Source organism: Mycolicibacterium sphagni (assembly GCF_002250655.1).
GTDB lineage: Bacteria > Actinomycetota > Actinomycetes > Mycobacteriales > Mycobacteriaceae > Mycobacterium > Mycobacterium sphagni.
Genome location: NZ_NOZR01000020.1, coordinates 53,557 through 68,767 on the forward strand (window position 1 = coordinate 53,557; position 15,211 = coordinate 68,767).

Consider the following 15,211-nt stretch of genomic DNA (forward strand, 5'->3'; position numbering starts at 1 on the left):
TTAGTCAATCTGCTGGAGCGAGAACGGCATCCGAATAGTCAGCCATTGATTCTTGCCGCAGGCGCCGCTGGGTCCGACCGTCTTGTCTTCGCCGGCGAAGATCGGTGACTGGTCGGAGTAGTCTTGCATGCCAGCGGCGTTGACTCGCCAGAACCGGATCTTCTGGTGGCCGGGGGCGGTGGTGCCATCGGCACACGTCTCCCAGTCGGGAAGATCGCGGTCGACGATCCAGGTGTCGTTCTGCTTGCGTAGCGGCGCTGTCCAGCCCAGGTCGCTGCTGACCTGTCCGGTGCATTCGTCGCCCTGGGTGCACGTCGAGCTGATCGTCCACGTGCTGCGCACGGTGACCTCGTTGTGATAGGAGTCGTTGGTTTGGGCCCAGTCGCCGTTGGAGATCGCGATGTACCGACCGTTGAGCGGTGCGCTCGACTGCGCACCTGCGGGCGCTGCTGCCTCGCCCATCGCCATGGCGACCGCTACGGCGATCGTCGCCGCGCGGCCGGTCATTGAGGCCCACTCACCAGATCGGTCCACGCCTTCGGCGCGGCGTTCACCACGTCCGCCGAGCGGTACAGATGGCCGTCGGGTGCCATGTAGGCGCCGGTATGGCTGTCGTAGTGGGCGATCGCCACCGATGGCGTGACGGTGGCGTTGTCATGGAAGGCACTTGGTGCCGCCGATGGTGCCGCGGTCGGCGGTGTCGGGTCCGGCGGTGCGGCGGCCGGCGCAGGGTCCGGGGCAGGGCCGCCTGGCGCGGGAGTGCCCTGCAATGGCCCAAAGATGTTGTCATCGGGGTTGACTCGGGTATCGGGCGGAACGCCCTGCGCGATCAGATTCGGGTCGAGCGGATAGGGGCCGACCACGTGTTGACGCATCGCCAGCGGCTCGTACGGCTTGTCGCTGTCGCAGATTTGCACGGTCGGTGCCCGCTTGCCGGGATGGCCCATGCAGGGGTAGTTACGCGCGCCGCGAACGGCGATCGGCGAATCCTGGGGCAGCTTGCAGTACAGGTCATCAGGGGTGTCGACGGTGGTCAGATCCGCGGGGGAACGCCATTGCGATGGCGGCAGAAATCCGACCGTGCAGGCCGGCGGGTCGCCGATCGAGATGCCGAAATCACCCATGGGAAGCCCAGTGGGGTTGTTGCTCGGAGTAATGGAGATGTAGTTGGCCGCCGTGGGTGGGAGCAGAACCAGCAGCTGCTCGATCGACGCGTGGTAGGTGACGCCGATCTGGCCGATCGTGGTCAGGTTGGCCAGCAGCACCGGCAGGGTCGGCTTGACTTCGGCGAGCAGTCGGGATACCTCATCGGCGAATCCGGGGCCGGTCTCCAGCACGGTGCGGATCTGCAAATCATTCTGGGCGAGTTGGCCGGTCAGGCCAGCGATGCTGTGCGCCCAGGTCCGGATCGCGTCGACGCTGTCAGCCTGGGAGCGCAGCAGCGGAGCGCTGTCATCAACGAGGGTGCGGTTGCGGTCGGCGATACCGCTGAGGGCATGCGTCAGCGTGGTGCCGGAGTCGATCAGCGACCCGAAATCGTATCCGGCACCGTTGAACGCTTTGAAGGATTCGTCGAGCAGGTCCTGCATTCGTTCTTTGGGAATGCTGCTCACGAGGTTGCTGAGCTGATCGAGCATCGGCCCGACTTGTTGCGGGACAGTGCTTTTGCTCAGCGGGATCACTGATCCGTCGGATAGGTAGGGCGGCCCCTCGGTGTTGGGCTGCAGGTCGACGAACTGTTCGCCGACCGCGGAGATGCTGCGGACATGCGCCACCAGATCAACGGGCACCCGCGGCGAATCATCCAGCGAGAGAGTGGCATCCACGCGCCGGCCGTCGACCACTTTGACGTCCGTGACCTTGCCGATTTGAACACCGCGGTAGGTGACGTTGCTGAACCGATAGAGTCCGCCGCTCGCGGGCAATTGCAGGGTGACGGTGAGTCGGCCCACCCCTAGCAGTGTCGCGGCCTGCAGATATTTGACCCCGATCACAGTCAGCCCGACGATCGAGGCGATCGTGAAGATGATCAGCTGGATGCGGACGAAACGGGTGAGCATCTAGTGGCCGCCTTCGTCGGTCGGCGCGATAGCGGGCGGGGCCGGTGCCTGGCTCGGCGGCTGAGATGGCGGTGGTGGCGCGTCCGGCGGTAGCACACCGACACCCAGTGGGTTGTAGGTGTAGTTCAAATACCCAGGCTCACCCGGCGCAGCGACCAGTTGCGCATTGGCATCACCCCAGCGGGTTCCGAGGAACAGGGAGCGCTTCAGCCGGGGAACGGTGAGGTCGAGGATGGTGAACAGGTTCATGTAGTCACCCTTGACTCCCCGGTCGATGAGGTCCTGGCCCAGGGGAAAGGCTGACAGGTACGCCAATGCCCGGGGCAGGCCGGGGCCGACGTCGGCGAGGGCCGCGATGGTGGGGCCGAGGTTGGTCAGGTTTCGCACCAGGTCGGCCTGAGTGTCGTTGACGAGAGTGGTGGTCGTATCGCTGAACACACGCAGCCTGTCCAAAGCATCAGTGATCTTGGGGCGCTCGCGGATGAGTACATCCAGGGCTGGCGGAATCTTGTGTAAGGCAGTGTCAATGTCGGCGATTTGGCCAGCTAGGGTGCCCGAAAGCCGGTCCAGCCCGTTGATGGTGGCGATGATGTTATCGCGCTGACGCGCCAGGGTGCCGATGAAGTCGTTCAGGCGGGACAGCAGATCTCGGATCTGCGGTTCTCGGCCCGACAATGCGGCGTTGAAGTTGTGGATGATGTCACCGATTTGGCCAAGTCCGCCCGCGTTGACCACAGCTGACAACGCCGACAGCGTCTGTTCGGTGGACGGATAGGTCGAGGACTGGTTCAACGTCAGGGTGCTGCCGGGTTGCAGGCGTCCCTGCGGGGACTGGCCCGCGGGCGGGTCAAGGGCCAGGTGCATCGATCCCAGCAGGCTGGTTTGACCGACCCGGGCTACCGCGTTTGCCGGCACCGCGCTGCCTGGACGGAGCGAAACTTCAACGTCGGCATGCCAGTTCGTGAATCTCATCTGCCCGACGCTGCCGACCACGACGTCGTTGATCATCACCGGCGAATTCGATTCCAAGGTGCCCACGTTGGCGATTTCGACGTGGTAGACCTCGGCGCCGGGCCCTTGCCCGACCGTACCGGGCAGCGGCAGCGAATTGAGTCCGTGAAAGCCGCACCCTGCGGTGATCAGCGCGGCGGTGGCGACGGCGACGATGCGGCGTGCCGGCCTGAGTTCGCTCATGGCGTTGATCCCTCGGCGGGTAGCAGCATTGCGGGCAGGTTTGCCGCCGGTGCTGGGCCAGGGGGCGCTCCCTGCGGAACCGGCGCTCCCGGGAACAACGCCGGGGACGGCGAGGCCGGAAGGTGATCGGGCGCAGACGATCCGGGGGCGACGGCGGGCGGTTGGCCCAGACCCGGCGGCGCGGGAACGTCTCCGTTCAGCCCGGTGTAGGCCGAGATTGCCGGGGGTTCTTCGACGGGTCCGGGCTGGGGTCCGCTACCGGCGGGGGCCAGCTTCGGGTCGGTGTAGATGAGCTTGTCGGGATCGGTGGACTTCATCAGATACGGATTGACCGGAAACGGCAGGTAATCGAAGTTCAACAGCCGCAGCGCGGGGCCGAGGTATTGCGAGCAGGCCTTGGCCGTTGCGTCTGCGGTGGTGTTCTGGACCGCACCGATTATTGAGCAGATGAACTGGACCGGGTTGGAGAAGTTGTTGAACACGAAGGCGCCAAGAGGTGCGCCATTGTCGGGACCGTAGATGTTGTACTGGTTGCCGAACGCATTGGGCGCGACGTGCAGAACGTTCTCCAGGTCCATCTTGTGGTCGGCCAGATTCTGCGTGACCGCTGCCAGGCTGCGGATCTGTTCGGCGGTCTTGTCCCTGGTGTCCGCGATGAAGCTCTGGACGTCGCCGACAGCCGCGGACAGATACGTCAGGGCGGCATCGAGGTCGCTGCGGCTGTTGTCGAGCACGCTGGTCAGCGTGGCCAGCCGGTCTTCGAATTGCACGATCTGGGTGTTGCTGTCATGCAGCGCGGTGACGAAGACCTGCAGATTGGTGATGATATCGACGATATTCCCACTGCCACTTGCCAACACCCGTGCGATGGTCGACAGCTGCCCCAGCGTTGCACGCAACTTGTCGCCATTGCCGTCGAGGGCATCGGCCGCGGAATCGATGAATCGTGCCACCGAGGTGGTGTCGGTTCCGGCCTTGGGGCCCAGGTCTGTCGCCAGGCGCATCAGCTGTGCCTTCACCTCGTCCCATTCGACCGGGACCGCGGTGCGATCTCGCGGGATGACCGCGCCGTCAGCCATGGTCTGTCCGGTAGTGGTGTACGCGGGTGTCAACTGGACGTACCGTGCGGCAATCAGATTCTGAGCGACGACAACGGCTTTCGCATCGGCGGGGATAGCGACGCCGTGATCGACCCTCAGGGTCATCTTCGCCTGCTGACCCTGAGGGTCGATAGCCGTGATGGTGCCGACCTTCACCCCGGATACCCGCACGTCGTCACCGGGATAGATGGCGGTAGCGCTGGCGAAGTACGCGGTGATGGTCGTGGGCCCGAAGAATGCATTGCGTACGACGATGGTTGCCCCAACGGCAATCAGCACGGCGAATACGGCGACCAGGCCGCGAGTAAGCCATTGTGAGCGCATTATCGACTACCTCCTGGAATCCCGTTGTACGGAAATGGGATTTCGGCGCGCGGCCCGGCATTGTCCGGTGGCCGGCCGGCGTCGATACCGCGCCGGAATCCGAGTGCGTAGTCCATGAACGGCTGGAGAAACTGGCCGGGTATGAGGTTAGGGACGAACGCCGTGTAGTAGAAGCCGCTGGACACGGTTTCTCCCTGAGTGAGTTCGTATTTCGCCAGGCCCGGTATTGCTTTGGCGATGTTGTCGCGGTTCTTCTCAAGCATCGCGGTGACCGAGTTCAGCTTGTCCAGGGTCGGCGCGAGCTTGGCTTTATTGTCGGCGACCAGTCCGGACAGCTGTCGGGAGACGGCGGCGACGCTCTGCAGAAGATTGACCAGGGTCTGCCGTCGCTCGTCGAGCACACCGACCAGGTCGTTCGCGTTGAGGATGAGGGTGTTGACGCGCTGGCTGCGCTGCGACAATATGCCGGTCAAATCGGCTGCGTGCGTGAGCAATTCACCCAGCGTGTCGTTTCGCTCGTTGAGTGCCTGCGACAACCGGGTCAACCCGTCGAAGGTCGGCCCGATCTGCGGCGCGATCGTATCGATGGTGGTCGACAGGGTGTCGAGTGCCTGGTTGAGGCTCTGCGTGTTGGTGCTCGCGGTCGTGGAGGCCAGGTCGCTGACCGCCTCGGTGAGCGAGTAAGGAGTGGACGTGCGGGCCACCGGGATGACGGTGTTGGGCCGCATGACACCGGAGCCGGCCGATTCCAGCGTGACAACGCGCTGACCCAGCAGCGACCCGGTACGAATGTGGGCGGTGGTCTGCGAGCCCAACCGGTACCGGCCCTCGACGGTCACCGTCACCAGCGCCAAGCCCTGACGCAGCGAAATATCCGATACGGAGCCGATTTTGATGCCCGACCGGGTCACGTCATTGCCGACGGCCAACCCGCCGGCGTCGGCGAACAACGCCTGAAAGCGGACTGAAGTGGCCCAGGTGGTCAGCGTTTGCGAGTTGAGGCCGGCGATGATGATCAGCGCGACGAGGACTACGCCGATGAAGCCCGCCCGGATGAGCTGAGGTCCGCGGTATTTCAGCATTATTCAGCGCACCTCCCACCTTCCTGCATGACCCACGGGAATACCGCGGTACGGCCCTGCAGATCCGTCACGCGCAGCGAGATTCCACAGATGTAGTAGTTGATCCAGCTGCCATACGACCCGAGCCGCGCCAGCTTTCGGTAGTTCTCCGGCGCCCGCTGTAGCGCGACATCGATTAGGTCCTTGCGATCATCGATCAGCGGCGCGACCCGGTTCAGCTGATCCACTAGCCCCGCCAACGGCGGACGGGCCGTCGTCAACAAGTCGGTGATCGAGGCCGTGCCGGTACTGAGAGCGTCGATTGCCGATCCGATCGGGTCACGCTGCTGGGACAGCTCGGTGGTCAGCCGCTCGAGCCGGTCGAGGGCGCCCCCGAATTGGTTGCCGTCCTTGGCGATCGTGGCCATCACCGTGTTGAGGTTGGTGATCAGCCGGTCGATGGTGGCGCCGTTGTCGGCGAGGCTGTTGGAGAACGACGATGTGTTGGACAGCAGTGACGCCAGGGTGTCGCCCTGTCCTTGCAACACCTGTAGCAGTGACGCGGTCAGGGCGTTGACGTCTTGGGGGTTGAGTCCCTGGATCACGGGTTTCAGGCCGCCCAGAAGAAGGTCCAGGTCGAGGGCCGGGGTGGTGTGATCGAGCGAGATCTGGGCACCTGGCGGCAGGATCCGGCCCGATCCGGTCCCCTGGGTGAGGTCGAGGTAGCGATCACCGACCAGGTTCAGATAACGAACCGCGGCTCGCGATCCCGCAGTGAGTGCGACGGTCGGGTCCGCGTCGAACGCGACCAACACATTCCCGTCCGGCTGCAGTGTTACCTCACGTACGGTGCCGATCTGAATGCCGGCGGCACGGACAGTGTCACCGGACTTCAGCCGGGACGCATCGCTGAACACGGCACTGTAGGGGTTGGCGGCCCCGGTCCGGTATTGGCCGAAGATGAAGAACAGCGACGCCGTGAGCAGCGTCATGACCGTCACATAGACGCCGAACTTCACCACGGTTGCCCACGAGCGGTTCATCCGGGCTGGCCGATCTGCGCGCTGTTGCGCGGGGGCCCGTCGAGCGGGCCGAAGAGCAACTGCTTGAGACCGTCGGAGTTCAAGAGAATCCCTTGATTGCCGTACTGGGCCGGGTTGGCGCCGATGTCGGTGACGACGAAGGGCGGCGTGGCGCCGAACGGCACGTTCGGGAGGTCCGTGCATTGTGGGCCGCCGGTGGCCGCGACTTTCGGGAGATTAGCTGGGTAGCGATAGCGCTCCCGGCCGAGGTCCAGACCGACCATGTCGACGGCCCCGGGTAGAGGCAGCGGCGGATCGGTGGAGAGCCTCAACATTCCGGCCAGGGCGCAGTTCAATGCCGGGCTGTATTCGTGGGTCAGGTCGGTAGTCGGTGCCAACAGATGCAGCACCTTGGCCAGGGGCTGTTCGTTGGCACCGAGGACGTCGTTGCCGATGTCAGCCAATCCGATGCTGCTCACCAGGAATGCATCGAGGTTGTGCTGCTCATCGACGATCGTCTGGCTGATACGAGTGGAGTTGCGCGCGAGGTCGAGCAGATCCGGCGCGGCGTCGGCGTAGGAATCGACGACGCCGGGAGCGATCTGAAGCTCGTATTCCAGTGTTGGAAGGCTCGGATCGAGTTTGGTCAGGATCGTGTCCAAATCCACCAGGCTTTGGCCGATCTTGTTCCCGCGGTCGTTGAATGCCGCCGCGATCGCGCCGAGGGTTTGGTTGAGCTTGGGCGGATCGACGTGGGCCAGCACCGATGTCAGTTGTTGGAAGACGGTATTGATCTCGACGGTCACGTGCTCACCGGTGAGGACCTGGCCGGGCTGCAGGCGGGTTGGGGAGGGATCTTGAGGAGGGAGCAGCTGGACGTACTTGGCCCCGAACACCGTCGTGGACGCGATACTGGCCACAACGTTCGATGGAATTTGTTGCAGCTGAACTGGATCCATCTCCAGATGAAGAGCGGCTTGTCCGTTCGGCAATGTCTCGATTGATCTGACGTTGCCGACCTGCACGCCCAGCAGCTCGACCTTGGCGTCGGGATTCATGACCAGCCCGGCCCTCGGCGACATGACGGTCAGCGGAACGGTTTTGGTGAAGTCTCCCCGGAACATCGCTGCCGCACCGGCCACGATGGCTGCGATCACGAGGACGGTCATCAGTCCGGCAAGGGGCGGGCCAAGGGCGCGGCGCGTCGACGATGGCCCGGCGGTCACCACGGGTTGCTCTCATCGCCGGTGCAGCGTTCCATCCATAACTCCTTGTTTTTATAAAGATAGTAAAGTGCCATCTTTGGGTCAAGGGAATCGTCAAACTGGGATGGAGACAATTGTGGGCGCGCGCCAGCATCAGGAAATCAATCAAAGTGGCTGAAACAGAACCAGTTTCAGCCCAGGTGACCGGAGGCGTGTTCTAGCGCCGGCGGGTCTTTTTTGCTCCAGCGGTCTCGGCCAAGACGGCTTCAGCCCTGCTGATCAGTGCCTCCAGCGTGAACTCGAACTCCAGGGTCTCGATCGAATGCCCCTGGTATTCCAGCTCATAGAGGTATGGGTGCGCGGTCGTGACACCCGTCGCGCGCCGTCCGGGGTGCTGGCGCTGGACGGCATTGAGATGTTCGATCATCGCAGTGCCGCGACTGAAGGCCGACAGGGCCAGATAGACGCTCAGCGCATCATCGGGTTTGAAGCCGGCCTCGACCAGGGTGCCGACCGCCGCTTCGAGATTGTCCACCGAGGTGTGGGTTGCCTCCGGGCTCAGCTCGCCGGTGCGCATGAGGATCAGCTCACACAGCACCGGTCGTTCCTGGAAGACCCGGCGGATCTCCCGAAAGTGGTTGCGCAGACCGTCCTGCCAGGTCCCGCCGTCGATGAACGGACTGCTGAAGTGATACTGCAGAATTGCCCGCTCGGTCATGGCATCGAGCAGTTGTTCCTTCTTGCGGAAGTGCCAGTAGATACTGGTGACGGGAGCATCCATGTGCTTGGCAAGCAGGGGCATGCTCAGCCCTGCGATCGAGACTTCTTCGGCCAATTCGAAAGCGCCGGAAACGATGTCATCGAGGGCGAGCGATCCCCGCGGGCGCCGTTTGGGCTTCACCGTGCGGGGCTTCGCCGCGACGGGTTCTGACATGCTCACTCCCTGGGTCATCACGGTAGCGCTCACCGAATCCCAACCGTTCTCGCTGCAGTGTAACCGACGGTAAACACCGATTCGCACCTCCTTGGTGGGTGGCTAATCCGAATGTGACATCGCCATTTTCAACAGGTCCGTCGCCTTGGTGGCGTGCGAGCCGTCGTCGTCGGCGCGGCGCTGTGACCGGATCGCCACGTCATGACCTTCGACCTGTTTGCGGAGCGCACCGACCGTGCAGTTCTGCTTCCCGCCCAGGACGGTGAAGGGATCGAAATTGAAGTGCCGCATGGCGTTCAGGTGGGTCACCTGGTCGATCTCGGTATCGGACAACCCGGCCAGCGACTGCGTCAGGATCTCCGGCGATTCCGGCCAATTGGAGTCGGAGTGGGGATAGTCGCATTCCCACATGACCTTGTCCATGGCGAGGTGCTCGCGGCTGGCGAGGCCGAACTTGTCGTCGATGAAACACGTCAGCACATGCTCGTTGAAGATCTCGCTGGGTAGCTTGTCGCCGAAATCCTGCCCGGTCCAGGCGTGGTGGCGGTCGTAGTTGTAGTCGATGCGCTCGAGGAAATACGGAATCCACCCGATGCCGCCCTCGGAGAGCGCGACCTTGAGATCGGGGTAATTGCGCAGCATGCTCGACCACACCAGATCGGCCGCGGCCTGCACGATGTTCATCGGTTGCAGAGTGATCATGACGTCCATCGGTGCGTCGGGTGAGGTGATCGTCAGCTGAGAGGAGGAGCCGATGTGCATACAGACCACGACGGCTTCGTCACTGCACGCCTCCCACACGGGGTTCCAGTGCGGATCGTGAATCGAGGGCCAACCGAGTTTGGACGGGTTCTCACTGAAAGTGATGGAATGGCAACCCTTCTTGGCGACTCGCCGGATCTCGTCGGCCATCACCTCCGGATCCCAGATCGCCGGCAGGGCGCAGGGGATGAAACGGCCAGGATTGCTGCCGCACCACTCGTCGATGTGCCAGTCGTTGTAGGCCTGGACCATCGCCAGCGCGACGTCCTTGTCTGCGGTCCGGGCGAACAGCTGACCGCAGAACTGAGGGAAGGACGGGAAGCAGAGCGAGCCGAGAACCCCGTTGGCGCTCATGTCCTTGACCCGCTCGCTGTGGTCGTAGGTGCCCTTGCGCAACTGGGAGAACGATGTCGGCTCGATGCCGTACTCCTCTTTGGGGCGGCCGGCGACGGCGTTGAGCGCGACGTTGGCGACGGTCTCACCGTTGTACTCCCAGGCATCCGTGCCATCGGCGCGGGTGACGAACCGCGGTGCGTAATCGGCGTACTTGGCCGGCAGTCGTCCGTCGAACAGATTCGGAGGTTCGACCACATGATCGTCGACACTTACGAGCACCAAGTCGTTTACGTCCATCGGGAAAACCTTCCTATTGCGATAGAGCCCCGCCGCCGGTGAGCAGGCCGCGGAACGGCACCGCCGCTTTGCTATCGTTACGGTAATCACAACGATAGCAGTTACCGCAGTGATGGAGAAGTGAATGAGATTTCTGCGATCCGGTAGGCCCCCACGCGCCGCGGGGCGCCCGGCGTGACGAGCTCGATGCTGGCGATCACCGAGGAACACCACGCCCTGGGCGACGCCGCCACAGGAGCGCTGAAGCGGGCCAAGAGCCGGCAGGGCGCCCGCGCGGCGCAGGACGGTAAGCCGGAAGAATCTAGCGGAATCTTGCGCATCGCAAGTGAATTGGGGTGGACCGGACTGGCCGTCGCCGAGGAATACGGCGGGTCCGGGTACGGCCTGCCCGAACTCGCGGTCGTTCTCGAAGCGTTCGGGCACGAAGTCAGTCCGGGGCCGTTCCTACCCACAGTCGTCGCCGGCGCAGTCATCGACCGGATCGGTGGCGCGGACCTGCGGGCGGCTGAGCTGCCCGGTCTCGCGGACGGCAGCCGCATCGGGGCGCTTGGCCTTGGCGGCGACGTCACAGTTGGCCCCGACCTGGTGGTCACCGGCGCAAGCCCGGCGGTGCTGGGCGCGCCCGATGCCGATGTTGTGCTGCTGATCAGTGGGGAGGACGTCGTCGTCGTGGACACCCACGCCGGCGGTGTCGAGATCACCGACCTGCCCGGCCTGGACGGCACTCGGTCGGTGGGAGCGGTTGTACTCCGGGACGTGGCACTGACACCAGATCGAGTGATGCCAGGGGCTGCCCGTGCCGCGCGCACGATCTGGCGCATCCTGTCGGCAGCCGAGTCCGTCGGCGCCAGCTGGTCCTGCGTCGAGATGGCGCGCGAATACGTCACCGCACGTGAACAATTCGGCCGGGTGATCGGTAGTTTCCAGGCAGTCAAACACCACCTGGCCAACATGCTGATCGCCGCCGAGCAGGCCACCGCGGCGACCTGGGAGGCCGCCCGCGCCACGGAGCTCGACAGCGCCTGGTTCGCTGCCGCGGTGGCCTCCGCGCAAGCCACTCGTGCCCAGGTGCTCACCGCTCAGTGCAACATCCAGCTGCACGGCGGTATCGGCTACACCTGGGAACACGATGCGCACCTGTACCTGCGCCGGGCCCGAACGGTGGCCGCGCTGACCACTGACGGCGCCGATCCCTGGCGCGACGTCGTCGAGGCACAGCGGGCTGGCAAGGCTCGCGGTGCCACCTTCGAGTTACCCGCCGAAGCGGATACCTACCGGGAGTCGGCTCGCGAGGCGGTGGCGACTCTGCAGGGGCTGCCTGAGCTGCAACGGCGCGATTTCCTAGTCGATTCGGGTTATCTCGTGCCACATTGGCGTGCGCCGTGGGGGCGCGAGGCCGGCACCGTCGAGCAGCTGGTGATCGAAGAGGAGTTCGCCGGTGTCGATATGCCCACGTTGGGTATCACCGGCTGGGTCATGCTGACCATCAGTGAGGCCGGCACCGAGGAGCAGCGTAGTCGCTGGGTGGAGCCGGTCTTGCGGGGCCAGGCCATGTGGTGTCAGCTGTTCTCCGAGCCAGGGGCGGGTTCGGACGCCGCCGCTGTGCGAACCGCGGCGCGCCGCGTCGAGGGTGGCTGGCGGATCACCGGCCAGAAGGTGTGGACGACCCTGGCGGAGAAATGCCAATGGGGTCTGGCCACCGTCCGTACCGACCCCGATGCACCCAAGCACGCCGGTGTCACGATGATGGCCATCGACATGTCCAGCGAAGGCGTCACAGTGCGTCCGCTGCGTGAGATGACCGGTGAGGCTCTCTTCAACGAAGTGTTCTTCGACAATGTGTTCGTGCCCGACGAGGATGTCGTCGGGGAGATCGGCCGCGGCTGGGCGGTCGCCCGGGCAACCTTGGGCAACGAGCGCGTTTCCATCGCCGGCGGCGACGGCCTGCCCGGGGTAGACGCCGACGAACTGATCATCCTGCTGGACAACGCATCCGCCGATATTGCCGCGGCGATGACCCGTCGGACCGGCGAGGTAATCGCCGAATCGCACACCATCACGCTCCTCAATCGGCGGCGGGCCAGCCGTGCCATCCTCGGTGCCGCGCCGGGCCCGGAAGCTAACGTGGCCAAACTGCTGACCGCCGAAAGTGCACAGCATCAAACCGAATTGGGCATGGACCTGGCTGGTGTGGCCGCGGTGGTGGGCGCCGCCCCAGAGCTGACCCACGCCTACATCTATGCCCGCTGCCTGACCATCGCCGGCGGCACCTCGGAGATCATGCGCAACACCATCGCCGAGCGCCTGCTCGGATTGCCACGAGATCCTTTGATGGGGTAAGTCCGACCGAGAGCGCTGTCTATATTGCTATTATCCGAAAATAGAAACGTGGCACCCCCGGTGTCACTCATGCCCTCCCGGGAGTCTCGACGCATGACCGATCAGCCTCAGATCACCGCTGCCGCGTTGGTCAAGGCGCGTGCCGAGGACGACAACGTCGCGTTGATCTTCGGCGATCAGACCTGGACGTGGCGCCAGGTGGTCGCCGAGGCAGCCGCACGGGCGGAATGGATGCGCGACACCCTTCATCGCGGACACCCACCGCACATCGGCGTGCTGCTGCCCAACGTGCCCGAATATGTCTTCCAGATCCTCGGCGCCGCACTGGCCGGCGCCTGCATCGTCGGTCTCAACGCCACCCGCCGCGGTGCCGAGCTCGCGCGCGATATCGCCCACACCGCTTGCCAATTCGTCATCGCCGACTCGGCGTACGCCGACCTGGTCGAAGAGTCCGTGTTGGTCGCTGATGCGCCGTGGGCTGCCTACGCCGGGGCGGCGTTACCCGAGGATGAGCCGTCACCGTCGACCCTGTTGTTCTTGCTGTTCACCTCGGGATCCACCTCGGCGCCCAAGGCCGCGAAATGTAGCCAGAGCAGACTCGCCGGCGTGGCGGGCGGCCTAGGGTTCGGCACTGAGGCCGTGCTGTACTGTCCGATGCCGCTGGCCCACGGTAATGCGTTGAGCGCCACACTTTTCCCCGCGTTGGCCAGCGGCTGCAGCCTGGTGCTGCGGGACAGATTCTCGGCCAGCGCCTGGTTGGACGACGTCCGCCGGAACGGGGTGACGTTCACCAGCACCGTCGGCCGCGCCCTCGGCTACATCCTGGCCACCCCGCCGACCTCCCACGACCGCGACCACAGATTGCGGGTGGTACTCGCCCCGGAAGCCTCGCCCCGGGACTGCGACGCCTTCCGCGAGCGCTTCGGCGTCCGGGTCTTCAGTGGGTACGGGTCCAGCGAGGGCGGCATTTCGCTGCTGCCCGCGGCCAAACCGGGATCACTGGGCACGGCCCCCAAAGGGGCCGATATCGCGGTCGTCGACGAGGACGGTAAACAGTGTGCTGTCGCCGAATTCGACGTCAACGGCATGCTGAGCAACGCTGCTGACGCCATCGGCGAACTGGTGCGGCGCGACGCGGCCGGCTCCTTCGAGGGCTATTGGGACAACCCCGAGGCCCAGTCGGATCGGCTGCGCGGCGGGTGGTTCTGGTCCGGCGACCTTGCCTACCGTGACGCCGACGGGGTGTTCTGGTTCGCGGGTCGAGTGGGGGACTGGATCCGGGTCGACTCGGAGAACTTCGCCGCCGGCCCCGTCGAACGCATCGTCGGCCGCTACGAGCACGCCGCCGCCGCGGCGGTCTTCGGGGTACCCGACCCGGCCAGCGGCGACCAGGTGATGGCCGTCCTGGAGATGGCACCCGGCCACCCGTTCAACCCCGAAGAATTCGCCGAATTCCTAGGCGCGCAAGCCGATCTGGGCACGAAGTGGGCACCGCGTTTCGTCCGAGTGACACCGGCGATACCCGTGGTTGGACATGGCAAGGTCGACAAGAAGCCGCTGCGGCGCGACGCCTGGCTCAGCGACGACCCGATCTGGTGGCGCCAGGACCGGTCGTTGGTCTACGTGCCGTTTACCGACAGCGATCGTGACGGCTGGCGCGACCAGTTCGTCGCCCACGACAGGGTCCAGGCCTATCCGCAATCGGGCACCGCGGCGCCCGAGCGACTGTAGACAACACGAAGGGAATATCGGTGCCGGTTCACTATCAGCTCGCTGTTCGGCCGGGTGCGGAGCATGTTGCACTCATCACGCTCGACCGCCCGGAAGCCAAGAACGCCTGCGACCTCGAGCACTTCCATCAGCTCGCGCAAGCGTGGAAGCGCTTCGACGGCGACGACGACGCTTGGGTGGCGATCTTCACCGGCGTCGGGCGCTCCTATATGTCCGGTGCCGACCTCAAAACCTACGTTCCCGAAATCACCGCACTGGCAAAGGAACTCAAAGCGGGCACCGCCACGTCGGTGAAAGGCTATGCACTGTCCGACGGCACCGACGCTGTGCTGCGGGGCAGCAAGATCTACAAACCGATCATCGCGGCGATCAACGGGCCGTGCGTGGCCGGCGGTATGGAGATGCTTGGCGGCGTCGACATCCGGGTTGCCAGCGAGCATGCCACTTTCGGTGTGCTCGAGCCGGCCCGTGGGCTGTTCGCAGGCGGCGGCACCACTGTCCGGCTGCCGCGGCAGATCCCGTTCGCTCAGGCCATGGAGTTCTTGTTGTGCGCCGACATCATCGACGCGCAGCGGGCGTTTCAGATGGGGCTGCTCAATGCCGTCGTTGGTGAAGACGAGTTGCTTGACAAGGCGTTCGAGTACGCGGCGAGGATCGTCAAGAACGCACCGTTGGCCATCAAGGCCACCAAACGCAGTGTGCTGGAAGGTCTGAAGATGGACCTGCGCGAGGCCTACCGCAACGAGGGTGCGATCTCCCGGGAGGTGTTCGCCACCGAGGACGCCAAAGAGGGGCCACGTGCGTTCGCCGAGAAACGGCCGCCGCGGTGGACTGGTCGATAGGAC

Annotated in this window: 12 protein-coding genes; 3 read left to right on the forward strand and 9 right to left on the reverse strand. The window is 64.7% G+C overall.

Going from position 1 to position 15,211, the window contains the following annotated elements:
- The 9 genes from CG716_RS21120 to CG716_RS21160 all read right to left on the reverse strand — a co-directional run bounded on the left by CG716_RS21120 (window position 1) and on the right by CG716_RS21160 (window position 10,295).
- Window positions 1-507, reverse strand: coding sequence for an Rv2253/PknI dimerization domain-containing protein (locus CG716_RS21120; RefSeq protein ID WP_094483069.1), 507 nt, complete (start codon window positions 505-507; stop codon window positions 1-3).
- Entirely contained in the window at window positions 504-2,060 is a 1,557-nt protein-coding gene (locus CG716_RS21125) for an MCE family protein (protein WP_094483070.1), read from the reverse strand. Before CG716_RS21125 ends, CG716_RS21120 begins: the two co-directional genes overlap by 4 nt.
- Window positions 2,061-3,254, reverse strand: coding sequence for an MCE family protein (locus tag CG716_RS21130; protein ID WP_094483071.1), 1,194 nt, complete (start codon window positions 3,252-3,254; stop codon window positions 2,061-2,063). It abuts the gene before it with no gap.
- Window positions 3,251-4,678, reverse strand: a complete 1,428-nt coding sequence (locus CG716_RS21135; RefSeq protein WP_094483072.1) for an MCE family protein — start codon at window positions 4,676-4,678, stop codon at window positions 3,251-3,253. The genes CG716_RS21130 and CG716_RS21135 overlap by 4 nt, the downstream gene beginning before the upstream one ends.
- A complete protein-coding gene (locus CG716_RS21140) occupies window positions 4,678-5,760 on the reverse strand; it encodes an MCE family protein (protein WP_094483073.1) in 1,083 nt (360 codons plus the stop codon). Before CG716_RS21140 ends, CG716_RS21135 begins: the two co-directional genes overlap by 1 nt.
- The gene (locus CG716_RS21145; RefSeq protein ID WP_094483074.1) at window positions 5,760-6,782 is read right to left on the reverse strand and encodes an MCE family protein; all 1,023 of its coding nucleotides are present in this window, start codon (window positions 6,780-6,782) and stop codon (window positions 5,760-5,762) included. Before CG716_RS21145 ends, CG716_RS21140 begins: the two co-directional genes overlap by 1 nt.
- Complete coding sequence (locus CG716_RS21150; protein ID WP_094483075.1) at window positions 6,779-7,930, reverse strand: MCE family protein; 1,152 nt, start codon at window positions 7,928-7,930, stop codon at window positions 6,779-6,781. The genes CG716_RS21145 and CG716_RS21150 overlap by 4 nt, the downstream gene beginning before the upstream one ends.
- A 253-nt stretch (window positions 7,931-8,183) precedes the next feature.
- Window positions 8,184-8,900: a TetR family transcriptional regulator gene (locus CG716_RS21155; RefSeq protein ID WP_165774227.1), complete on the reverse strand. Its 717-nt coding sequence runs from the start codon at window positions 8,898-8,900 to the stop codon at window positions 8,184-8,186.
- Window positions 8,901-9,002: 102 nt separating this feature from the next.
- The gene (locus CG716_RS21160; RefSeq protein ID WP_094483077.1) at window positions 9,003-10,295 is read right to left on the reverse strand and encodes an amidohydrolase family protein; all 1,293 of its coding nucleotides are present in this window, start codon (window positions 10,293-10,295) and stop codon (window positions 9,003-9,005) included.
- A gap of 174 nt (window positions 10,296-10,469) precedes the next feature.
- Between CG716_RS21160 and CG716_RS21165 the strand changes: the two genes are divergently transcribed.
- The 3 genes from CG716_RS21165 (at window position 10,470) to CG716_RS21175 (ending at window position 15,208) form a co-directional block, all read left to right on the forward strand.
- Window positions 10,470-12,635, forward strand: a complete 2,166-nt coding sequence (locus CG716_RS21165) for an acyl-CoA dehydrogenase family protein (RefSeq protein WP_094483078.1) — start codon at window positions 10,470-10,472, stop codon at window positions 12,633-12,635.
- Window positions 12,636-12,728: 93 nt separating this feature from the next.
- On the forward strand, window positions 12,729-14,366 hold the full coding sequence (locus CG716_RS21170; RefSeq protein ID WP_094483079.1) for an AMP-binding protein: 1,638 nt from the start codon (window positions 12,729-12,731) through the stop codon (window positions 14,364-14,366).
- A gap of 20 nt (window positions 14,367-14,386) precedes the next feature.
- Entirely contained in the window at window positions 14,387-15,208 is an 822-nt protein-coding gene (locus tag CG716_RS21175) for an enoyl-CoA hydratase-related protein (protein WP_094483080.1), read from the forward strand.
- The last annotated feature ends 3 nt before the right edge of the window (window positions 15,209-15,211 follow it).